General features: G+C 71.6%; 23 protein-coding genes. 5 read left to right on the plus strand and 18 right to left on the minus strand.

Annotated features, from left to right (window positions below; genetic code table 11):
• Nucleotides 1-3: 3 nt before the first annotated feature.
• The 8 genes from mug to SMIR_RS33900 all read right to left on the minus strand — a co-directional run bounded on the left by mug (nt 4) and on the right by SMIR_RS33900 (nt 6,622).
• Nucleotides 4-552: a G/U mismatch-specific DNA glycosylase gene (gene mug / locus SMIR_RS33865; protein ID WP_168500896.1), complete on the minus strand. Its 549-nt coding sequence runs from the start codon at nt 550-552 to the stop codon at nt 4-6.
• Nucleotides 549-1,991, minus strand: a complete 1,443-nt coding sequence (purB, locus tag SMIR_RS33870; RefSeq protein WP_212727776.1) for an adenylosuccinate lyase — start codon at nt 1,989-1,991, stop codon at nt 549-551. The genes mug and purB overlap by 4 nt, the downstream gene beginning before the upstream one ends.
• A 92-nt stretch (nt 1,992-2,083) precedes the next feature.
• Nucleotides 2,084-3,322, minus strand: a complete 1,239-nt coding sequence (locus SMIR_RS33875; protein ID WP_168489824.1) for a cytochrome P450 — start codon at nt 3,320-3,322, stop codon at nt 2,084-2,086.
• A gap of 24 nt (nt 3,323-3,346) precedes the next feature.
• On the minus strand, nt 3,347-4,741 hold the full coding sequence (locus tag SMIR_RS33880) for an NAD(P)/FAD-dependent oxidoreductase (RefSeq protein ID WP_168489823.1): 1,395 nt from the start codon (nt 4,739-4,741) through the stop codon (nt 3,347-3,349).
• Nucleotides 4,738-4,971: a ferredoxin gene (locus tag SMIR_RS33885; protein WP_168489822.1), complete on the minus strand. Its 234-nt coding sequence runs from the start codon at nt 4,969-4,971 to the stop codon at nt 4,738-4,740. Before SMIR_RS33885 ends, SMIR_RS33880 begins: the two co-directional genes overlap by 4 nt.
• Before the next feature lie 64 nt (nt 4,972-5,035).
• Nucleotides 5,036-5,650, minus strand: coding sequence for a hypothetical protein (locus tag SMIR_RS33890; protein ID WP_168489821.1), 615 nt, complete (start codon nt 5,648-5,650; stop codon nt 5,036-5,038).
• A gap of 135 nt (nt 5,651-5,785) precedes the next feature.
• Entirely contained in the window at nt 5,786-6,124 is a 339-nt protein-coding gene (locus tag SMIR_RS33895; protein ID WP_168489820.1) for a DUF4326 domain-containing protein, read from the minus strand.
• Nucleotides 6,125-6,160: 36 nt separating this feature from the next.
• Nucleotides 6,161-6,622 carry a hypothetical protein gene (locus SMIR_RS33900; RefSeq protein ID WP_212727777.1) on the minus strand — a complete coding sequence of 154 codons (462 nt, stop codon included), beginning with the start codon at nt 6,620-6,622 and terminating at the stop codon, nt 6,161-6,163.
• Between the two features lie 78 nt (nt 6,623-6,700).
• On the opposite strand from SMIR_RS33900, the gene SMIR_RS33905 reads away from it, so the two are divergent.
• Complete coding sequence (locus tag SMIR_RS33905) at nt 6,701-7,309, plus strand: hypothetical protein (protein ID WP_168489818.1); 609 nt, start codon at nt 6,701-6,703, stop codon at nt 7,307-7,309.
• Complete coding sequence (locus SMIR_RS33910; protein WP_168489817.1) at nt 7,309-8,001, plus strand: hypothetical protein; 693 nt, start codon at nt 7,309-7,311, stop codon at nt 7,999-8,001. The genes SMIR_RS33905 and SMIR_RS33910 overlap by 1 nt, the downstream gene beginning before the upstream one ends.
• Here SMIR_RS33910 and SMIR_RS33915 read toward each other — a convergent pair whose 3' ends face one another.
• The 7 genes from SMIR_RS33915 to SMIR_RS33945 all read right to left on the minus strand — a co-directional run bounded on the left by SMIR_RS33915 (nt 8,002) and on the right by SMIR_RS33945 (nt 16,386).
• A complete protein-coding gene (locus SMIR_RS33915) occupies nt 8,002-8,841 on the minus strand; it encodes an SGNH/GDSL hydrolase family protein (protein ID WP_168489816.1) in 840 nt (279 codons plus the stop codon).
• An 81-nt stretch (nt 8,842-8,922) separates the two neighbouring features.
• Nucleotides 8,923-9,936: a hemolysin family protein gene (locus SMIR_RS33920; RefSeq protein ID WP_168489815.1), complete on the minus strand. Its 1,014-nt coding sequence runs from the start codon at nt 9,934-9,936 to the stop codon at nt 8,923-8,925.
• The gene (locus SMIR_RS33925; RefSeq protein ID WP_212727778.1) at nt 9,933-11,276 is read right to left on the minus strand and encodes a hemolysin family protein; all 1,344 of its coding nucleotides are present in this window, start codon (nt 11,274-11,276) and stop codon (nt 9,933-9,935) included. The genes SMIR_RS33920 and SMIR_RS33925 overlap by 4 nt, the downstream gene beginning before the upstream one ends.
• Nucleotides 11,277-11,436: 160 nt before the next feature.
• Nucleotides 11,437-11,862, minus strand: a complete 426-nt coding sequence (locus SMIR_RS33930) for a GNAT family N-acetyltransferase (protein ID WP_168489813.1) — start codon at nt 11,860-11,862, stop codon at nt 11,437-11,439.
• A 57-nt stretch (nt 11,863-11,919) separates the two neighbouring features.
• Entirely contained in the window at nt 11,920-12,846 is a 927-nt protein-coding gene (locus tag SMIR_RS33935; protein WP_212727779.1) for an LLM class F420-dependent oxidoreductase, read from the minus strand.
• An 89-nt stretch (nt 12,847-12,935) separates the two neighbouring features.
• Nucleotides 12,936-15,500, minus strand: a complete 2,565-nt coding sequence (locus SMIR_RS33940) for an ABC transporter permease (RefSeq protein ID WP_212727780.1) — start codon at nt 15,498-15,500, stop codon at nt 12,936-12,938.
• Between the two features lie 10 nt (nt 15,501-15,510).
• Nucleotides 15,511-16,386 (minus strand): ABC transporter ATP-binding protein, encoded by an 876-nt coding sequence (locus SMIR_RS33945; protein ID WP_248002842.1) that lies wholly within the window; start codon nt 16,384-16,386, stop codon nt 15,511-15,513.
• A gap of 146 nt (nt 16,387-16,532) precedes the next feature.
• Between SMIR_RS33945 and SMIR_RS33950 the strand changes: the two genes are divergently transcribed.
• Together SMIR_RS33950 and SMIR_RS33955 are read left to right on the plus strand one after the other, a co-directional pair.
• Nucleotides 16,533-16,796 carry a toxin-antitoxin system HicB family antitoxin gene (locus SMIR_RS33950; RefSeq protein WP_101407860.1) on the plus strand — a complete coding sequence of 88 codons (264 nt, stop codon included), beginning with the start codon at nt 16,533-16,535 and terminating at the stop codon, nt 16,794-16,796.
• Nucleotides 16,797-16,800: 4 nt separating this feature from the next.
• Complete coding sequence (locus SMIR_RS33955; RefSeq protein WP_054228993.1) at nt 16,801-17,175, plus strand: hypothetical protein; 375 nt, start codon at nt 16,801-16,803, stop codon at nt 17,173-17,175.
• On the opposite strand, the gene SMIR_RS33960 is transcribed toward SMIR_RS33955, so the two are convergent.
• Both SMIR_RS33960 and SMIR_RS33965 read right to left on the minus strand, forming a co-directional pair.
• The gene (locus SMIR_RS33960) at nt 17,176-17,862 is read right to left on the minus strand and encodes a class I SAM-dependent methyltransferase (protein WP_168489810.1); all 687 of its coding nucleotides are present in this window, start codon (nt 17,860-17,862) and stop codon (nt 17,176-17,178) included.
• Between the two features lie 106 nt (nt 17,863-17,968).
• Nucleotides 17,969-18,655 (minus strand): esterase/lipase family protein, encoded by a 687-nt coding sequence (locus tag SMIR_RS33965; RefSeq protein WP_168489809.1) that lies wholly within the window; start codon nt 18,653-18,655, stop codon nt 17,969-17,971.
• A 114-nt stretch (nt 18,656-18,769) separates the two neighbouring features.
• Between SMIR_RS33965 and SMIR_RS33970 the strand changes: the two genes are divergently transcribed.
• Nucleotides 18,770-20,938 carry a helix-turn-helix transcriptional regulator gene (locus tag SMIR_RS33970; RefSeq protein WP_248002841.1) on the plus strand — a complete coding sequence of 723 codons (2,169 nt, stop codon included), beginning with the start codon at nt 18,770-18,772 and terminating at the stop codon, nt 20,936-20,938.
• A gap of 65 nt (nt 20,939-21,003) precedes the next feature.
• On the opposite strand, the gene bioD is transcribed toward SMIR_RS33970, so the two are convergent.
• Complete coding sequence (bioD, locus tag SMIR_RS33975) at nt 21,004-21,729, minus strand: dethiobiotin synthase (RefSeq protein WP_168489808.1); 726 nt, start codon at nt 21,727-21,729, stop codon at nt 21,004-21,006.

Here is a 21,729-nt window from a genome sequence, read left to right on the forward strand (position 1 = left end):
CCGCTACCCCTCGGCCGCAGCCACCCGCAACCGTCCGAACTCCTCCGCCATCGTCGCCGCCGTCCAGTGCGCGTTGAGCCCACTCGGGTTGGGCAGCACCCAGACCCGGGTGTCCCCGATCGTCCGCTCCTGCGGGCCGATCACGGCCTTCCGGTCTTCGAAGGCCGCCCTGTAGGCGGTCACCCCCACCACCGCCAGCCACCCCGGCCGCAGTCGCTCCACCTTGGCGCTCAGCAGCCGTCCGCCCTCGCGGTACTCCTCCGCGGACAGCTCGTCGGCCCGGGCGGTCGCGCGCGCCACCACGTTCGTGATGCCGAGCCCGTGCGACGGCAACTCGCCCTGCTCCGACGGCTTCATCAGCCGGGGCGTGAACCCCGACAGATGCAGCACGGGCCAGAACCGGTTGCCGGGACGGGCGAAGTGATGGCCCGTGGCGGCGGTCATCAACCCTGGATTGATGCCGCAGAAAAGCACCTTGAGGCCGTCCCCGACGACATCCGGCACCAGCCGGTCGCGGGCGGCCTCAAGGTCCGCGGGAGTGAGCCGCGTCAGAGGATCGCCCCCGGCGTGTAGCCCGCGGCCTCCGGGTGCTGCTTCACGATCTCCTCGATGCGGCCGACGACGGCGGCGACCTGGTCGGCCGCGGCACCGGTGAACGACAGCTTGTCGGCCATCAGCTCATCCAGCTGCGCGCGGTCGAGCGGAATGCGCTCGTCGGCGGCGAGCTTGTCGAGGAGCTCGTTGCGCTCGGCGCCCTGTTCGCGCATGGCGAGCGCGGAGGCGACGGCGTTCTCCTTGATCGCCTCGTGCGCGACCTCACGGCCGACGCCCGCGCGCACCGCGCTCATCAGGACCTTGGTCGTCGCGAGGAACGGCAGGTAGCGGTCCAGCTCGCGCGCGACGACGGCCGGGAAGGCGCCGAACTCGTCGAGGACGGTGAGGAAGGTCTCCAGCAGACCGTCCAGCGCGAAGAACGCGTCGGGCAGCGCGACCCGGCGGACCACCGAGCAGGACACGTCGCCCTCGTTCCACTGGTCGCCCGCCAGCTCGCCGGTCATCGAGGCGTAGCCGCGCAGGATGACCATGAGGCCGTTGACACGCTCGCAGGAGCGGGTGTTCATCTTGTGCGGCATCGCCGAGGAGCCGACCTGGCCCGGCTTGAAGCCCTCGGTCACCAGCTCGTGCCCGGCCATCAGCCGGATCGTCTTGGCCGTCGAGGACGGCGCGGCCGCCAGCTGCACCAGCGCGGTCACGACCTCGTAGTCCAGCGAGCGCGGGTAGACCTGGCCGACAGAGGTGAAGGCCTGCGCGAAGCCGAGGTGCCCGGCGATCCGCTGCTCCAGCTCGGCGAGCTTCGCCGCGTCCCCGCCCAGCAGGTCGAGCATGTCCTGCGCGGTGCCGACCGGGCCCTTGATGCCGCGCAGCGGGTAGCGGCCGAGCAGCTCCTCGACGCGGCCGTACGCGACGAGCAGCTCGTCCGCCGCGGTCGCGAAGCGCTTGCCGAGAGTGGTTGCCTGGGCGGCCACATTGTGCGAGCGGCCGGCCATGACCAGCTCGGCGTACTCGCCCGCCAGCTTGCCGAGCCGCGCCAGGACGGCCACCGTGCGGTCGCGCATCAGCTCGAGCGAGAGCCTGATCTGCAGCTGCTCGACGTTCTCGGTGAGGTCCCGGGACGTCATGCCCTTGTGCACGTGCTCATGCCCGGCGAGGTCGTTGAACTCCTCGATCCGCGCCTTCACGTCGTGCCGCGTGACCTTCTCGCGCTCGGCGATCGAGGCCAGGTCGACCTGGTCGAGGACGCGCTCGTAGTCGGCGATCGCGGCGTCCGGGACCTCGATGCCGAGGTCCTTCTGCGCCCGCAGCACGGCGAGCCAGAGCTGACGCTCCAGCTTCACCTTCTGCTCGGGGGACCAGAGCGTGGCGAGCTCGGCGGAGGCGTAGCGTCCGGCGAGGACGTTGGGGATACGGGGCTTTGCAGGCGCGGCAGTCACGTGGACGGAGTTTACCCGCCGTCCGGAGGGGCTCCGGAACGTCCGTACACTCCGGAGCCCAGGTCAGCGGCGGTGGCCCTGGTCAGGTGTCCCTAGGGGCGGATGCCGTCGCAGGCGATCGGCAGATGGCGCGGGCCGCGCAGGACCGCGTTCTGCCGGTAGGGCGGCGGGTCCTCCAGCAGCCGGGGGTTCTCCAGTCTGCGGGCCAGTTCGCTCAGCGCGAGCTGTGCCTCCAGGCGGGCGAGCGGGGCGCCGAAGCAGCTGTGGATGCCGCTGCCGAAGCCGAGGTGCTGGATGTCCCCGCGGTCCGGGTTGAACCGGTCCGGATCCTCGAAGCGGTCGGGGTCACGGTTCCCCGCCGCCAGCACCAGCCACAGCGACGCGCCCTTGGGGATGGTGACCCCGCGGACCTCGATGTCGGCGACGGTGGTGCGCTGCGGCACCAGCTGCACCGGCGGCTCGAACCGCAGCAGCTCCTCGACGATGGGGACGGCGAGGTTCGGGTCCTTGCGCAGCCGCTCGAGCACGTCGGGGTTGCGCAGCAGGGTCAGCATGCCGTTGGTGATGAGGTTGACCGTCGTCTCGTGGCCGGCGATCAGCAGGAGCGCCGCGGTGCTCAGGACCTCCATCGTCGTCATGACACCGTCCGGCCCTCCCGCCGTGGACAGCTGGGACAGCATGTCGTCACCGGGCTTCTTGCGGCGTTCCTCGATGAGCCCGGCCAGATACATGCCCAGCTCGGTGCGGGCGTTGTGGGAGACCTTGGCGCGCTCGTCGGCGTCGGCGCCCGGGTCGGGGTCGAGGCTGGCGGCGATGATGTCCGCCCAGGAGTGGAAGCGCGCCTCGTCCTCGCGCGGCACTCCCAGCAGCCGGCAGATCACGGTCACGGGGAAGGGATAGGAGAACTGGTCGACCAGATCGATCCGGTCCGGGCTGTCGATGCCGTCGATGAGCCCGGAGACGATGTCCTTCAGTTCGCCGTGCATCTCGTGGACACGCCGTGGGGTGTGCGGCGGCCCGAACGGCCGGTTCGTCATGCGCCGCAGCCGGTCGTGCTCGGGCGGGTCGAGCCGCAGGAAGCTCGGCGGAAGGGCCGTCTCCTCGTCCGCCTCGGCGGCCAGCGGGCCGCCGCCCGCCGGCGCCCTCAGATTGCGGGCGTCGGAGCTGATGCGCGGATCGTGGAGCAGGCTCTGGATGTCGTAGTACCTGCTGATGACGAACGGTCCGTCCGCGTCGTGGTACACCGGCGTCTTGCGCAGCTCCGCGTACAGGGGATACGGGTTGGCGCGGTGGGCGTAGTCGATGATCTGCCGCAGGATGGCTTCGGTCATGGGTGCGTCCTAGGGAACGTCGGATCAGTGCCGAGCGGGGGTGAACGTCAGCCGTCGGTCGTCCGGCGCGTATCCGCTGAGGGTGACGGTCGGGCCGTGGGTGGGCACGGACGGGTCGGGGAAGTCCGCGGGCATCGGCTGCTGCCCCTCGGGGCGGCGGTCCACCGTGGGGAAGGCCGGTGGGAAGGGCGCCGTGGTCTCGATGAGCTGCTGGTAGAACTGCAGCCACTTCGTCTGGTCGAAGGTGACGGCGCCGATGACGCGCCCCTGGTACCCGTAGACGCCGGTGAACCGGTGCTCGCTGCGGGAGCCCTGCGCGATGAGGATCTCCGTCCCCATCGACGGCACCCCGACGGACTTGATGTTCACGCCGAACTGGGAGGACCAGAAGGCGGGCACCCAGATGTGGGGGCGGCGGTCCGCGCTGTCGCTCAGCATGTTGTGCGCGGCGGTCTCGGCCTGGGCGACGGCGTTGCCCCAGTGCTCCAGGGACAGGAACTGGTATCCGAACAGCGGGTGCGGGGACCGTGCGACGTCGCCGGCCACATAGATGTCGTCGGTGACGATGCCCCGGATGTCGAAGGCCCGGCACCCGGCGTCACACGCGATCCCGCGGGGACCCGCGCCGAGTCCGGACCCGGCGAGCCATTCGGTGTTGCGCTGGGCGCCGAGGGAGACGACCACCACGTCGGCCTGGATGGTGTTCCCGTCGGAGAAGTGCGCGGCGCGGACGTGTCCCGCGGAGTCGCCCTCCAAGCGGGTCACCATGACGCCGCAGCGCAGGTCGACACCGTGTTTGCGGTGCAGTTCGGCCGCGACCTCGCCGACGACTCCGCCGAGCGCTCCGACCAGCGGCGCGTCTGCCCGCTCGGCCACGGTGACCGCGATCCCGCGTTCCCGGCAGGCGGAGGCGATCTCGGAGCCGGTGAACCCGGCGCCGATGACGAGCACGCGGCGGGGGCCCTGCGCGAGAGAGCGCTCCAGCGCGTCGGCGTCGTCGCGGGTCCGCAGCACGAACACCCCGTCGAGCTCCGCCTCGTCCTCCTGGGGCCAGGGTCTGGCCCGTACACCGGTGGCGATGAGCAGCCGGTCGTACTCCACCTCGTCGCCGTCGGCCAGCCGCACCCGCCGGGCCGCCATGTCGAGGCCGGTGGCCGGAACCCCGAGGCGCCACTGCGCGTCGATGGCGCGGTGGCGGGGAAGGCCGGTGCGGTCCGCAGTCGCCCTGCCCAGCAGGACCTGCTTGGACAACGGCGGTCGGTCGTACGGCTCGTAGGGCTCGTCCCCGATCATCGTGAGGGAACCGGCGAACCCCTCCTCACGCAAGGTCTCCGCGGCCCGAAGTCCCGCCAGCGAGGCGCCGACGACGACGATGCGGCCTTCACGCTTGAGCCGGTCCAGCGATCCGTCGGCGCTCACCGGCCGATCTCCCGGTCGGTTCCGGGGTTCCCGTCCAGGGAGTTCGCCTCCACCGTGATGGCCTGGACGGGGCACGCGGCCACGGCTCGCGCCATGTCCTCGCGCCGGTCCTCCTCGGCCTCGGGGTTGTAGAGCAGGGACTCGTCTCCGTGCATGGCGAAAACATCGGGAGCCAGGAACGCGCACTGCGCGTATCCCTGGCAGCGGTTGAGATCGACGACAAGCCTCACCGAGGATCAGCCTTTCCGTGGCCCGTTCTCGTCCCCCTGCTCCACAGCATGCGCGAGAGGGTGCTCAGCCGCTCGCCGGGGTGCGCAGGCCGACACGGAGGATGTGGAGGCTGACGACCAGCGCCCAGGCCGGGAAGACCAGCTCCGACCAGGGCAGAGAGGATCCCGCGACGAGCAGGACAAGCCCCGCGAGGTAGCCGAGGACGGCGAGCGGACGGGGGAGGACGCCGAGACGGTGACCGATGGTCGAGGTCGTGAAGACGAACACGGCGGCCATGCGGAGCGCGTACGTCGTCATCAGCGTGTAGGCGAAGTCGCGGCCGAAGCCGGAGGGTTGGCTCAGCACACTGCCCGCCGCGGCGCCGGCCCCGAACATGGTGGCCACGAAGACCAGTCCGCTGCCCATGAAGACGGTGGCGATGAATCTGTCCTCGGCATCGCCGACCCGTGCGCGCACGGCGCCCATGAACCACAGGAAGAAGATCCCCGCGAACGGGATGATCTCCAAAGCCGTACGCACCGCCCACCGTTCGTTCGGCGCGACGGTCGCGTCGGCGGCTCCCCCCGCCGGGATCGCGATCCGCACCAGCACGATCGCCGCCCCCAGCAGGAGGGCGAACACCGTCCCCGCCAACCCGGCGGCGCGCGGTGTCCGCAGCCGTTCTTCCTTCGGCTTCATCGGCGCTCGCTCTCTTCCCGAAGCCCCCGTTCCCTCTCGGTCCAGCAAGCAGGCACCAGTGCGCTCACGCCACCGGGGGACCCCGTGGGGGTGACGCCCCCGCTCAGCCGGGGACGGGCGCGGGAGTCGGCGGCGCTACGAGGCGTCGGCCAGCTCCGCCAGGATGTCGCCGTGGCACAGCTCGGGTGCGCACCAGCAGGCCAGCGTCTTGCCACGCAGGGCGGACACCTGGTCGAGGAGGTCGGGGCGTTCGAGGAGATACGCCCGGTACTTCTCCATGATCTCGGCGCGGGTTCCGTCGCGCTTCTTCGTGGGGGTGTCGTAGGCGAAGGGGTTGTAGAGCGGGTGCTGCGGGAGGTCCCAGCGGCCCATGGTCCAGCGGCGGCCGATGTAGACGAGGTCCGCGGGAGCGTGTTCGAGCCGGGGACCGAACTCGTGGATATGACCCTTGAGGTTGATCACGGTGGTGGGCATGGGATTCCCTTCGGCCGTCCGCCTACCCACCGGTGTCTACCCCACGGACTCCTCGTACGGCAGCAGCTCCGGCCGCTTGGCCGGGCGTCCGTCACCGGATGGCGCGACAGCGAACCGGCGAACTTCGTCGACCAGGACGAGCAGGTCGCCCTGCTCACCCGATGCGTCAGCGACACCGACCTGCCCGCCGACGTCCGGGCAGTCGGCGCACTCGTCCTGCTCTACGGCGCCAAGATCACCCGCATCTCCACCCTCAAGACGGACGACGTCCACCGCACCGCGAAGGGCAGCAGCACTATCGCCCTCGGACGTCACTTCGGCTCGCTCCCTGCGGACCGGGTTGTCGCGCCAGTCGGGGTACGGCGCCTCCTTCGTGAGGGGCCAGAACTGCTCACCGCAGGAGCAGAAGTAGACCGTCGCACGCTCGCCGGGCCAGAACATCTCCTCATGCCAGGGCCGGTGCCCGGTGCGCCAGGCATGCCACATCGCTCGGATCACAGGTGCTCATCGAGAGCGCGACTGTAGTAACGGACCCCGCTCTTCAGCCTGACGCCCCCCGTTCGTCACACTGACGCCGTGCCTCGAATAGCCACCGCCACCTCGTCCCGGCAGGTCCGCCGCCTCACCACGATGGCGTTTTTCGGTCCGCCGGTGATCGTCGGGCTGTCGTTGCTGGCCGCCAATCCGGACTGGAGCGGGCTCGGACTGGTGCTCGGGACCTTCACGCTGATCGCGACTCTCTCGCTGCTGATCACCGCCGCGCCGAACGGCTGGTTGATCGTCGGCGGGGTGATCGTGGGGATCGCCGCGCTGTCCGGGCCGGGGCCGGTGCTGCAGGCGGAGGTGATGGCGCACCAAGGGCAGCGGGTGGAGGTGCGGGTCACCTCGGTGAAGACGTACCAGGGCAAGCACGGGCCGGAGTACACCTGCCTTCTGGGGCGGGTGGACGGCAAGCCGCTCAACCACGCCGAGCTGGACAATGACTCCTGCGACGGGCCGATGGAAGTCGGGCAGACCGAGGACGTGCTCGTCGACCCGCACGGCTGGACGGCGCCGGAGCTGGCCGAGACGGACTACAGCGGGATCGACATCGCCGCGTGGGCCCTGCCGGTGGTACTGGTGCTCTTCGAGCTGCTGGTCTGGTTGTCCCGGCGGGTCGGGCTGCGCCGGTTCGAGGGCCGCTGATGGCGCCCGGGTCCCGGAAGAACGTGGCCTGGCCCCCGCACGTGGTGCGGCGGCTCGCCCGCACAGCCGCGCTCGTCCCCCTGCTGATGGTGGGCATCGGCGTGCTCGGCACCAGCCCGGACTGGTTTCCGGCGGCGCTGATCCTCGGTGTTCTGACCGTGGCCCTCGCGATCGCGGTGCTGATGGCGACCGCGACCAAGGGGTGGGTGTTCTTCGCCGGGCTGATCACTGGACCAGCCGTCGCGCTCGGCTCCGGGCTGGTCTTCCAGGCCGCGCTGATGCAGAGCCAGGGGCAGCGCACCGAGGTGCGGATCACCTCGGTGTACACCACCAAGGGCAAGACCGGCCCGATCTACCACTGCAGGCTGAAGCGGACCGACGGCAGGCCGATGGCCCACGCCAACATCGTCGGCATGGGCTGCAACGGCACGGAGGACGCGGGCACCACCGAGGACCTGCTGGTGGACCCGAGTGGCTGGCTGGCCCCGCAGCCCGCCGATGCCGACCTCAGCTCCCTCCCCGTCGGCGTCGTGGGAGTCGGAGTCGCGATCGGGTTGTGGGAGCTGACTGTCTGGCAGACTCGCCGGATCGGCCTGCGCGAGGCCGCGGCGAACCCGACGGCGCCCGGCCGGCCGAGCGGTGCCAAGCCGAGCGCCGACAACCGGAACAAGAAGAAGCGCAAGCGGCGCTAGCTAGTGCCCCACCCGTCGCCAGTCCGTCACAGGGCCGGGGTTTGTGTGGTCCGCAGGGGTGACCCAGAAGGCTTTGCCCAGCTCAGCGCTAAAGTGGGCGCCTGTTCGGCCGTCCCCCGATGAGCGTCCCGTCAGCCGTCGTCCTATCCACGGCAGCAGGTGCTGCCTGGCGAAGCTGGCGTCGGCGGCGCGGCGGGCGGCCCAGCCGGGCGGCGCCGTCGGCGGCATCGGCGTACGCCACTCCTGGTCCTCGGGCTCGTACCCGAGCGTCTGCCAGACGGCCTCCGCGACCCGGCGGTGCCCCTCGGCCGTCAGGTGCAGCCGGTCCACGTCCCACATCCGGGGGTCGGCGAGCGAGGGCGCCCCGTAGAGGTCGACCACCAGTGCGCCGTGCCGGTCCGCGAGCTTGTCGACGACGGAGAAGAGCTCCTCCATACGCGGCCGGAAGCGTTCGAGCACCGGACCGTTGCGGCCCGGGCTGCGCATCAGGACGAGCCGCTCGCAGGCGGGGGCGAGCCGCTCCACGGCCTCCTCCAGGAGAGCGCGGACACGTCCCATGTCGACCTTGGGACGCAGCGTGTCGTTGAGTCCGCCGACGAGCGTGATCACGTCGGGCCGCATCGCGACCGCCACGTCCACCTGCTCCTCGACGATCTGCCCGATCAACTTGCCGCGCACCGCGAGGTTGGCGTACCGGAAACCGGGCGTCCGCGTGGCCATCCGGCCGGCGAGGAGATCGGCCCAGCCGCGGTAGGAGCCGTCGGGCAGCCGGTCCGACATGCCCTCGGTGAAGGAGTCGCCGACCGCGACAAGACTGGTGTAGGTGGCATTCGTCTGCATGGCGGACAAGATGCTAACCCGCACGCATACTCGCCGGTCGGTCGGGTCGCCACCGGGGACGGCCGGGACGGCCCGGCCCGCTCACACCGTCTGCCCGAACAGCTCCCTCAGCACGTCCTCCATCGTGACCAGCCCCGTCATCCGTCCGTCGCTGCCCATGACTCCCGCGAGGTGCGTACGACTGCGGCGCATCGCCGTGAGCACGTCGTCCAGCGGGGTGCTCTCCCGTACCCGCGCGATGGGCCGCATGTCCTCCACCCGGAACGGCACCTCGCGCGGCATCGCGTCCAGCGCGTCCTTGACGTGCAGATAGCCCACGATGCGGCGCCCCTCGTCCACGACCGGGAAGCGTGAGAAGCCGGACTCGGCGGACAGCCGCTCCAGCTCCTCCGGAGTGACGCCCACACGCGCGTAGACGACACGTTCCAGTGGCAGCACCACGTCCCGTACGGGTCGGCGGCCGAGCTCCAGTGCGTCGTGCAGCCGCTCCAGAGCGCGGTCGTCGATGAGCCCCGCCTCGCCGGAGTCCTTGACCAGCCTGGCCAGCTCGTCGTCGGAGAAGGTGGCGACGACCTCGTCCTTCGTCTCGACCCGCAGCAGCTTCAGCAGGCCGTTCGCGAAGGCGTTGACCGTGAAGATCACCGGGCGCAGCGCCCGGGAGAGCGCCACCAGCGGCGGTCCGAGCAGCAGCGCGGTGCGCACCGGCTCCGCGAGCGCGATGTTCTTCGGCACCATTTCGCCGAGCAGCATGTGCAGATAGGTCGCCAGGGCGAGCGCGATCACGAACGAGATCGCGTGGCCCGCGCTCTGCGAGACGCCCATCGCGTGGAACGCCGGTTCCAGCAGGTGCGCGATCGCGGGCTCGGCAACGATGCCGAGGACCAGCGTGCACAGGGTGATGCCCAGTTGCGCGGCCGCCAGCAGCGCGGACACGTGCTCCAGGCCCCACAGGACGCTGCGTGCCCGCCGGTCGCCCTCCTCGGCACGCGGTTCGATCTGGCTGCGGCGCACCGAGATCAGCGCGAACTCGCCGCCCACGAAGAAGGCGTTCACGACCAGCGTCGCCAGCCCGATCAGCAGTTGTACGACGGTCATCGCGGCCCCCTCTCCTCGTCGTAGCGCTGCTCCCCGTCGCGCGGCGCGTGCAGCAGCACCCGCGCGGCCCGCCGCCCGGAGGCGTCCACCACGTCGAGCCGCCACCCGGCGACCTCGACGGCGTCCCCGACGGCGGGTATGCGGCCGAGCCCGGTCGCGAGGAAGCCGGCCAGGGTCTCGTAGGGCCCCTCGGGCACCCGCAGCCCGACGCGGGCCAGTTGGTCGGTGCGGGCGGACCCGTCGGCCGAGTACAGCGCCCGCCCCTCCTCGTCCGTGCCGGCCGGGGCCAGGTCGGGCGTCTCGTGCGGGTCGTGCTCGTCGCGGACCTCGCCGACGACCTCCTCGACGATGTCCTCCAGGGTGGCGACGCCCGCCGTGCCGCCGTACTCGTCGATGACGACGGCCATGGTGCGTCCGCCGGACAGCCGGTCGAGCAGCCGGTCGACGGTGAGTGACTCCGGTACGAACAGGGGTTCGCGCATGATCCGGGAGGCGGGGGTGCGAGGCCGCTGCTCGGCGGGTACCGCCACCACGTCCTTGATGTGTGCCACGCCCACGACCGAGTCGAGGTTGCCGCGGTAGACGGGGAAGCGGGACAGACCCGTCGCCCGTGTCGCGTTCGCCACGTCCTCGCAGGTCGCCTGGACGTCCAGCGCGATGACCTGGACGCGCGGGGTCATCACGTTCTCCGCGGTCAGGTCGGCGAGGTTCAGGGTGCGCACGAACAGCTCGGCGGTGTCCGCCTCCAGGGCGCCCTCCTTGGCGGAGTGCCGGGCCAGGGCGACCAGTTCCTGGGGTCCGCGCGCGGAGGCCAGCTCCTCGGCCGGTTCGAGGCCGAAGACACGCACGACACGGTTGGCCGTGTTGTTGAGATGCGTGATGAACGGGCGGAACGCGGCGCTGAACCAGCGCTGCGGCGTCGCCACCCGCTTGGCCACGGCGAGCGGTGAGGAGATCGCCCAGTTCTTGGGGACCAGCTCGCCGACGACCATCAGGAAGACCGTCGACAGGGCCGTACCGATGACCAGCGCAACCGAGCGGGACGCGGAGGGCGAGACACCGAGCGACTCCAGCGGACCCGCGATGAGCTTGGCGATCGACGACTCGGAGAGCATGCCGACGACCAGGTTGGTGACGGTGATGCCGAGCTGGGCGCCGGACAACTGGAACGTCAGATTCCGTGCGGCCTTGAGGGCGCCCGACGCGCCGCGCTCGCCGCGCTCGACGGCGCGCTCCAGCTCGCTGCGCTCGACCGTGGTCAGTGAGAACTCCGCCGCGACGAAGGCGCCACAGGCCAGCGAGAGCAGCACCGCCACCAGGAGGAGGAGCACTTCGGTCATCGGGTCACCTCCGTCCCATGATCGGCCAGGGGCGGGGGGATCGCGCGATGTCGGGTACAGGGAGGCTCGCCCATCGGTGGACGCTCACACCTTTCATGGGAGGACCGGGTGATCCTCCCATGGTAAAGGATCGGCAAAGTGCCCTCTTGGGTGCTGGACGCTAGTCGGTGAGCGGTTTCGCCCAGCGGCGCCACTGCTCCTGGGGCGCGTACCCGGCGGCCCGCCACGCATGCTGCCCGGTCTCGTTCCGCCACAGCACCATCGCGTCCGCGCGCCGCCCCCCGAGCCGTACGAACCGCTCCTCGGCGGCGGCGAGCAGCGCCGAACCGATGCCGAGGCGGCGCCGCCCGGGATGCACCGCGAACCGGTACAGATGGCAGCGCCAGCCGTCGAAGCCCGCGATCACCGTGCCCACCAGCTCGCCGTCGTCCTCGGCCAGGATCAGCGCCTCCGGATCGTGGGCGACCAGTCGTCCCACGCCGTCCCGGTCGTCACTGATGCTCGTGCCCTCGGCGGCCACCTTCCAGAAAGCCAGCACGGTGTCGAGGTCCTCGGGCGTCGCGGCCCGTATGCGCAGCTCGGTCATGGCGCCGATCCCATCATGTGTTCCATGGTGCGGCGCCGAATTCCACGATCCGGACGGTCACTCGCCCCGCAGCGCCTCGACGACGGGGGCGAACGCCTCCATGTTGGGCTCCAGGACCGTCAGATACGAGAGCCCGTACCGCTCTCGCTGCGCCCGCACCTGCGCGACGATCTGCTCCAGCGTTCCCACCAGCACGATCGGCAGTTCCAGGACCTCGTCCTCGGTCAGGTTCGGGATACGGGGCAGCCAGGGCTGGATCGCGGCGCCGCGGTCGTCGGTGACGGCGAGTATCTGGATCAGCAGATTGAGCTCGGCGGGCTCCTTGCGTCCCTCGGCCGCCTCCCGGTACAGGGCGACGCGTTCGTCCATTTCGGCGGCCGTGATCGGCTCCAGCGTGCCGCCCGGGCTGGTGCGCGCCCCGGTGAACGCCGCGATGTCCGCGTGCTCGGCGGTGAGCCGCAGCATCCGGTCGCCGTTGGCGCCGATCAGCAGCGGCACGCGGGGCCGCTGTACCGTTCCCGGCCGGTGCTCGTCCGAACCGAGGAGGCGCTCCAACTCCTCCACGGTGCGCTGGAGATGGTCGACCCGCTCGCGCGGCGAGCCCCAGGGGAGGCCTGCCGTGTGGTGCTCCGCCGGGATGTAGCCGGTGCCGAGACCGAGTTCGAGGCGGCCGCCCGTCAGCGTGTCCGTGGTGGCGACCTCGCGGGCCAGCAGCGTGGGATTCCAGAAGCCCGCGTTGAGCACGAAGGTGCCGAGGCGGGGCCCCTCGGTGACCTCCGCCGCGGCCACCAGCGAGGGGAAGGGCGCGGGCATGCCCAGGTGGTCGGGGACCAGGATCACGTCGTAGCCGAGTTCCTCGGCCCGCCGGCACTTGGCGCGCCACTCGTCGAGGGGCGCGGGGGCGAGCAGGTTGATGCCGAAGCGGAAGGGGCGGAAGCGACGGGAAGGGACGGAGGGGCCGGAAGGGGGTAGGGGCCGCGACATGAACTCTCCTCACTCACGGGCGACTTGCGCCCGAGGGGTGAACGGGGCGGACAGGACGCGAGTACATCAGCGGACAGGACACGTGTACATCATTCGTGTGCGATGGCCGCCAGGACGTTCATGCGCGAGGCACGCAGCGCCGGCAGCAGCGCCGCCACTATGCCCACGACCGCCGAACCCACGACCACGGCGACGATGGTGGTCCAGGGGATGGCGAGCGACTTCATGCCCTGGAGCGCGAGGACCCGCTGCACACAGACGCCCCAGACCAGCCCGAGCGCGAGGCCGAGGACGGCGCCGAACACGGCGATCACCACCGACTCCAGCCTGATCATCCGGCGCAGTTGGCGCCGGGCGAGCCCGATGGCGCGCAGCAGTCCGATCTCACGGGTGCGTTCGACCACCGACAGGGCGAGGGTGTTGACCACGCCGAGCACCGCGATCACGATCGCGAGTCCGAGCAGCGCGTACACGAGGTAGAGCAGCACGGCGATCTGGTCGTGCACGAGCTTCTTGTAGTCGGCCTGGTCGCGGACCTGCACCTGTGGATAGGGCTTGAGCGTCTGCTCCAGCTGCGCGCGCAGCCGGTCGGGGCTCGTGCCGGTCGCCGCGTTCACGTACAGGGCCGAGTCCTGCCCGCCGGGCACGTACTTCTCGATCGTGCCGAAGCCGAAGAACAGCCCGCCCTGCATCCCGAAACCCCCGGAGCCGCCCTGGTCGGTGAGCGCCCCCACCGTCAGGTCGGTCTTCCGCCCCGCGGGGAACTCGACGGGGATCGCGCTGCCGACGCGCACGCCGTGCTCCCGCGCGAACTCCGCGTCCATCGCCAGGCGGCCGGCGCCGAGCGCCGCCGCCGTGTCCCCCTGGGTGTACGTGACGTGGGCGACGTCGTCGAGCCGCGGATCGTAGCCCGCCGCGGTCGTCTCGACCCGCTTGCCGTCCGGCAGCCGCACCGCGACCGGCGTGAACCGCTGGCGGACGACGAGCCCGGCACCCTGGGTGGCGCGCACCTTGTCCGTGATCTCCGTGGTGAACGGCACGAAGTTGCTGTTCTGGATCACGAAGTCGGAGCCCAGCGTCTTGTCGATCTGATGGTCGAAGGACTTGCTCATGGACGCGCTCGCCACGGACATCCCGCCGACCAGCGCGAGGCCCACCATGAGCGCGGCCGCCGTGGCGCCCGTGCGCCGCGGATTGCGCAGCGCGTTGCGCTGGCTCATCCGGCCGACCGGGCCGAACAGGGCGGGGAAGGCACCGCCCAGGACCCGGATCACCGGTCGCACAAGGAGCGGACCCGCGATCACCGTCGCGATGAGGGTGAGCACGACACCGAGACCCAGCAGGGAGGCGGACGTCGCGGTCTTCGACGCCGCGGCGCAGCCGGTCAGCGCGGCGCCGCCGGCCACGCCCACGACCGAGCCCACCAGGGCGCGCGTCCGCAGCGGCCGTCCCACCCCGGCGACCTCGGCGTCCGAGAGGGCCGCCATCGGGGAGACACCGGCCGCGCGCCGGGCGGGCAGATACGCCGCCACGAAGGTGACGCCGACCCCGACGACGTACGACGTGACGGGGGTCGGCCACCCGATCACCATCTCGGTGGACTTGAGGTTCATCCCGAACGCGCTCATGAGCCGGATCAGCCCGAGGGCGAGCCCGATCCCCGCGGCGAGTCCGAGCGTCGAGCCGACCAGACCGAGCAGCAGCGCCTCGGTGAGCACGGACCGCCGCACCTGCCGTCGGTCGGCGCCGAGCGCGCGCAACAGGCCCAGCTCACGGGTGCGTTGGGCGATGAGCATCGAGAAGGTGTTGACGATCAGGAAGACGCCGACCAGCACGGCGATGCCGGCGAAGCCGAGCATCACGTACTTGATGACGTCCAGGAATCCGCCGAGCTGCGCGGCGGCGTCCTTGGCCTGCTCGTCGGCGGTCTTCACCTCGTAGGTCCTGGTGCCGACCTGCGCCGCGATCCGCTGCTTGAGCGGAGCGTCGGCGACCCCGGGTGCCGCGTCCACCGCGATGCTCGTGGCGGCGTCCGGGCTGCCGAGCAGGTTCGTCTGTGCGGTGGGGGTGTCGAGGAACAGCAGCGCGGCACCGGGGTTGGTGGTGGTGAAGGTGGCGATGCCGACGATCTTCACCGGGAAGGTGCGCTGTGCCTGCACCGTCAGGCTGTCGCCGATCGCCACGTGCTTGCGCTTGGCGGTGTCCGCGTCGAGCAGCGCCTCGTCGGCGCCGTGCGGGGCGTGGCCCGAGGTCAGCTTCACCGGGCTGCGCTTGGTGACCTGCCAGTTGGTGGCGATGGTCGGCGCGCCCGAGGTGGGTCCGATCGACTTGTTCTCGCGGTCGACGATGGTGAGGTTCTCGACGCTCACGTCCACATGGGTGGCCGCCACGCCGTCGACCTTCGCGAGCCGGTCCGCGAGCGAGGCGGGCAGCGTCGGCGTGGCACCGGTCGACACCCGCGACTTGAGATCGTTCTTCGGCGACACGGTCACATCGGCCGCGGTGGAGGCGAAGAGCCGATCGAACGTACGCGTGACCGTGTCCGAGAAAATCAGGCTGCCCGCCACGAACGCCACGGACAGCACGACGGCCAGCGCGGACAGGAGCAGCCGCCCCTTGTGGGCGAGGAAGCTCCGCAGAGTCGCCTTGAGCACGGCCGCCGCCTCAGTCCTTGTCGAAGGTGTCGAGATTGTCGAGGGTGTCGAGAGGTACGTCGTCCGAGTCGGCGGCCAGGACCACGTCGTCGGAGGCGCCCCCGGCGGCCGGGCGCCCCCCGGAGAAGTGCCGCATGCGCTCCAGCACCGCCTCCGCCGTCGGCCGCTGCATCTCGTCCACGATCCGCCCGTCCCCGAGGAACAGCACCACGTCGGAGTGGGCGGCCGCGCCCGGATCGTGCGTGACCATGACGACGCTCTGGCCGAGGTCGTCGACCGCCTCGCGCAGGAAGCCGAGGACCTCGAGCCCCGCACGGGAGTCGAGGTTGCCGGTCGGCTCGTCCGCGAAGATCAGCTCGGGGCGGGAGGCCAGCGCCCGCGCGCAGGCGACGCGCTGCTGCTGCCCGCCGGACAGCTGCGCGGGCCGGTGCTTCAGCCGGTCCCGCAGCCCGAGCGTGTCGATGACCTGGTCCAGCCACTTCTGGTCGGGTTTCTGGCCCGCGATGTCCATCGGCAGCGTGATGTTCTCGGCCGCGTTCAGCGTGGGGATCAGATTGAAGGACTGGAACATGAACCCGATCCGGTCCCGGCGCAGCCGGGTCAGCTCACGGTCCTTGAGCCCCGTGATCTCGGTGTCGCCGAGCCACACCTGTCCGGCCGAGACGGTGTCGAGTCCCGCCAGGCAGTGCATCAGCGTCGACTTCCCGGAGCCCGAGGGGCCCATGACCGCGGTGAAGCGGCCGCGCGCGATGTCCACGTCGACCGAGTCGAGGGCGAGGACGGTGGTCTCGCCGGATCCGTACGCCTTCGTCAGGCCGCGGGCGCGAGCGGCGACCCCGTCGGCCTCCCGTCGTCCGACGACGTGCTCCGCAGCAGGTGTGGACAAGGCCGCCTCCTCCGTGATGGACGTCCTGACTCCCCGGTCCCGGCCGAGCGTAGTGTGATCCCGCCCACAGCCGGTATCCCCCCGAGGTACCGGCTCCGGCGAGTCGCCCCTTGCGGGTGCTAGCACTTCGGCGCTAGCTTCGAGGTATGGCGAAGACCCAGCTGAACGTGCGGGTGGACGAGGGCACGGCCCGGGCGGCCCGGGAGCGGGCCCTGGAGCGCGGCATGAGCGTGAACCGCTACATCGAAGAGCTCGTCAGACAGGACACCGGGGAGGTCGGTCACACCTTCGTCGACGCCGCCTCCGACTTCATGAAGCAGTACGCGAACGTCTTCGCCGAGGAGTTCGGCACGGACCGGGAAGGCGCACGGGACACATTCCGGGACGGCTCACGCGAAGGTCGTCGTTGATCCCTTGAGCAGTCTCAGAGTCGACCTCGCCTGGCTCCTCATGATCGCCGAACAGAAGACGCCCGGAGATCCCCAGGTCACCGACTGGGGAGCCCTCGTCGCCGCCGTCAGCCGACACGAGGCGGAGATATTCGGCATTCCCGTCTACGACAGCCCGCACGCCCGCGCCGCCGCGTTGCTCCAGCTGCTGCTGCACGTCCCGGCGCTCGAACGTTCCAACGCGATGTTCGCCTCGGCCGTCGCGTACGCCTATCTCGTCGCCAGCGGCCTCAAGGTCGTCACCTCGCCCGAGCAGGTGCGCGAACTCGCCCGCCTGGTCAAGGGCGGTGACGCGACGGTGCACGAGATCGCACAGGAGCTGCGGCAGTGGAGTCTGTGACTACTCCGTGATCGGCGGGCGCCTCGCGCTGCCCAGCACGCAGTACGACGTGGGCAGTCGCGGCCCCTTCTCGGGAATGAACAGCCGACGGTAGGGACCCAGTTCGAACCCGGCCTCGCGCAGCGCGGCGATCGGGTCGCGGGCCAGATGGCAACCGCCGTTCAGCCGCGGCCACACCGTCCGGTCCAGTCCGCGCTGGACGGACGCCATCACACGTCCGTCTCCCTTGCCGTGCTCGAAGAACCACACCGTGCCACCGGGCCGCAGCACGCGCCGCACCTCGCCGAGGGCCCGCGGCACATCGCGCACACTGCACAGCACCAGCGAGAGCACCGCCCCGTCGAACGCCTCGCTCTTGACCGGCAGCGCCTCCGCCGCGCCCGGCACCACGTCCACGGGCACCTCGGAGCGCAGCGCGGCCTCCACGGCCAACTGCCGCAGCAGCCGCTCGGGTTCGATCGCGACCACCTCGGAGACGGCGCTCGGGTAGTGCGCGAAGTTCAGCCCGTTGCCCGCGCCGATCTCGATGACCCGCCCCGAAAGACCGGTGAGCAGCCGGTCGCGTACCGCGCCGATGCCCATCCTGGTCTCGGCCGCCACGCTGATACGGGCGTAGTAGCGGGCGAACAGCGGATGGTGCACGGCGTCCCGCGACACCTTGGCGGAGCCGGCTGACCTGAAGGGCATGACGGACCTCCCGGGAGGACGGGGTCTTACCGGGATTGTCCCCCCAGAACGTCCGCCACATGCTCTACGACGCTCGACCTACGCCATACGCAGGTGGGCCCACGCGTCAGGCGATGAAGTCGCGCACCTGCTGGTAGACGCCGTAGTCGTTGTTCATGTCGGTGTGCGAGATGCAGCCGACCTCCACATTGGTGGCGCCGCTCAGGATCGCGCTGGTGTCCGGGTTGATCAGCTCGTCGCAGTTCGACCAGTAACTGGCGTACGAGACACTGCCCGGCGTCTCGTCGCCGGAGTTCAGCGCGGTCAGGAACGAACTGCCGGTGTACATCTCGGCGCACGAGGTGTAGAGCCACGTGCACCAGCTCGCGACCGTGGTTCCGTGGTTCACGCCGGCGGTGGACACGAAGTCGTCGACGTACGAGGTCCCGCCGAGGTTCTTGAGGTAGTAGCGGGCACTGAGCGCACCCATGGAGTGGACGACCAGGTCCACCTTCGACGCGCCGGTCTGCGCGAGGACGTTCTTCACCTCGGTGGAGAGCTGCTGGGCCGTGGTCACGTTCGACTGGCCCCAGTCGTACGACCACGCGAACAGTTCGGAGCCGCTGTAGCCGTCGGCCTTGAAGTCGGCGATCCAGTCGTCCCAACTGCTCGCCGAACTGCTCAGGCCGTGCACGAAGATGACGGGGTTGTGGGTCGCGGCCTGGGCGGGGACCGCGGACAGGGAGAGCGACACGAGGAGCGCCGCGACCACGGCGGAGAAGAACGTGGCGATGCGACGCAAGCGGCGTTGCATGGTGCCTCCAGACAAGGGTGGGGTGCCTGGAGTGTCAGCCGGGGTCTACGCGCGCCGCATCGGCGAAATCGCCGGTCTTTACTTGCCAGTTAACTCACCAGTAACGTCATTCGGGTGGCGACTTCGGTGAACCCCGTACGCGGCCCCGCACAACCCGATCTCGGCCCCTCGCTTCCCGAAGGCGTACGGGTACGGATCCTGCGCACCGCGCACGGCGACCGCCGCGCCGCCGCGGAACTCGCCTCCGCGCTGACCGAGCGTCAGCTGACCGGCCTAGACCCGCTGCCGGCACAGCCTCCCGTACTCCTGCGCGCGTACCGCCAGGAGGTCCGCGCCCTGCCCGACACCACCCGGCGCCTCCTGCTCCTCGCGGCGGCCGACCAGTACCCGGTCGACACCCACGCCTTCCTGCGGGCCGTCACCGCGGCCCGGCTCGACACCCGGCCCCTCGTCACCGCCGAGGTGGCCGGAGTCGCCCACGCCACGGCGGGCGGGATCGTCTTCCGCGATCCATGGACCCGGATAGCGGCCTACGAGACCGCCTCCGTGACGGACCGGCGCGCCGTCCACCTCCTGCTCGCCCGGGTCCTGCGCGGCGAGGGGGAGTCACCCCGGCGGTCCTGGCACCGGGGCGCCGCCGCCCTCGGCCCCAGCCGACGCCTCGCCGCCGAACTCCGGGCGGCTGCCCACACCGCGCGCACCGCGGGCGACCACGCCCTGGCCTGCGCCCTCGTCGAACGCGCCGCCGCGCTGTCCCCCGAGCCGAGCGAGCGGGCCCGGCTGCTCGCCCGCGCCGCCGCCGACGCCTGGCGGTCCGGCGACGCCGACCGTGCCCGCCGGCTCGTCGCCGCCACCGACGACGACGCCCTGGGCGGTCTGCTCGCGCTGCGCGCGGGCAACGCGACGGACGCGTTCGACGCCCTGCTGACAGCCGCGGTGCGCTCCGCCGACGACGGGCCGGGGCCGGCCCGTACGGACCACCCCCACCACGCCGCCGTCCACCTCCTCGCCCGCGCCACCGAAGCCGCGATCTACACCGGCGACCTGCGCCGATGCCGGGAGGCGGCGGCCGTCGCCGACCGGCTCGGGATCGTGCCGCCCGGCACGCTGGGCGGGCTGGCCGCGGCGTTCGAGGGCCGGTACGACGACGCGCGCGATCTGCTGAAGGCGGCGGCCGGGCGCTGCGGTCCCGGGGGTGACCCCACCCTGCTGATCCACTCCGGGATCGCGGCGCTCATGCTCGGCGACCACACCGCGGCCGCCACCGCCACCGTCCGGGCCGCCGCCTCCGCCCGGGCCGGGGGAGACGGGGTCACCGTTCCCCAGGCCATGGAGTTCCGGGCGTACGCCGACTTCTGGACCGGTCGGCCGCGGGCCGCCGAGGCCGCCACCCTGGAGGCCCTTCGCCAGGCGTACACCACCGGCCAGGACAACGGGGCCTGCCATCTGCAGGCGGCCCTCGCGATGTTCGCCGCGGTCACCGGCGACGAGGACGTCTGCCGGGAGCGCGCCGAGGCCGCCCGCTCCTACGCCCTCGCACGCGGGCTCGGCCTGCCCGCCGCGCTGGCCCTGTTCGCGCTCGCCTTCCTCGACCTGAGCACCGGCCGCTTCGCCGCCTCCGCGGCCCGGCTGCGCGCCCTCGCCGGATTCGGCCCCGGGCACGGGCACCGGGCCATCCGTCACATCGCCACACCGCACTACGTCGAGGCCGCCGTCCGCACCGGCGAGACGCGGGTCGCCCGGGCCGCCCACGCCGACTACGACCACTGGGCGCGTACCGTGCGCAGCCCCGACGACCTGGCACTCAGCGCCCGCTGCCGGGCCCTGCTCGCCTCCGGCTCGGAGGCCGTCGAGCACTACCGCACCGCCCTCGACCTGCATGCCTCGGGCACCCGTGACTTCGAACGCGCCCGCACGGAGCTGCTGTTCGGCGGTGCGCTACGGCGACTGCGGCACCGGACGGAGGCCCGCGACCGGCTGCACAGCGCCCTCGAGGCGTTCGAGCACTTCGGTTCGCCGCAGTGTGCGGCGGCGGCGCGGACCGAACTCCGTGTCCTGGGAGAGCCCGTCTCCCCGGTGCGGGGCGCCGACGATCTCGTAGCCCGCCTCACCGCGCAGCAGTTGATGGTTGCGCGCATGGCGGCCGACGGGGCGACCAACCGGGAGATCGCGGCGCGGTTGCTACTCAGTCCGCGGACGATTGATCACCATCTGCGGGGGGTGTTCGCGAGGTTGGGGATTCGGTCGCGGATCGAGTTGGTGCGGTTGTTGGGGGAGGGGTGAGGGGTGGTTGGTGTCGTTGGTCGGCTGCGGGGCGGTTGTGGCTGGGCGCGCAGTTCCCCGCGCCCCTAGGGGGCGCCTGCTGCCTGCGTCGCATGGAAAGTGCGCGCATCCCAGCTTCCCCCGAGCCGTGGCGCCAGCCAGCTCGGCGCGTGCGCACGGAAGTCGGTGACGTCGTAGGCACCGGCCCCCGCGGGCAGCGCACCCAGGAGCGGGGCTTCGGCCACGAGGGGCAGGTCCGCGAGGTTGCAACGCGATGCCAGGTCGGGGGAGTCGGGCCAGCTGCCGATGACGATTCCCGCCAAGTCAAGACCACGGCGCCGCAGTTCACGAGCCGTCAGCTCGGTGGTGTTCAGGGTGCCGAGGCCCGCTGATGCCGCCACCAGCACCGGCGCGTCCAGCAGGCTCGCCGCGTCCGCCAGCGTGCCGCCCTCGTCGTCGAAGCGGACGAGGAGACCGCCCGCTCCCTCGACCAGCACGAGGTCGTGCTCGGTGGCCAGTTTGGCCGCCGCCTCCGCCACCGCGACCGGGCGCACCGGGGGCAGGGAGGCTCGCCGCGCGGCCGTCGCGGGAGCCAGCGGCTCCGGATAGCGGGCCAGTTCGAGCGTCGTCACGGCGCCCGCGAGCCGGGCCACCTCGTCGGCGTCCCCGCGCTCGTCCGGGCGTACACCCGTCTGCGCCGGCTTGAGGACGGCCACGGAGCGTCCGGCCGCGACGGCCGTGGCGGCGACGGCGGCCGTCGTGACCGTCTTGCCGACCTCCGTGCCCGTCCCCGTGATCACCAGAACCGCCAT

The organism is Streptomyces mirabilis, from assembly GCF_018310535.1.
Taxonomy (GTDB): Bacteria; Actinomycetota; Actinomycetes; order Streptomycetales; family Streptomycetaceae; genus Streptomyces.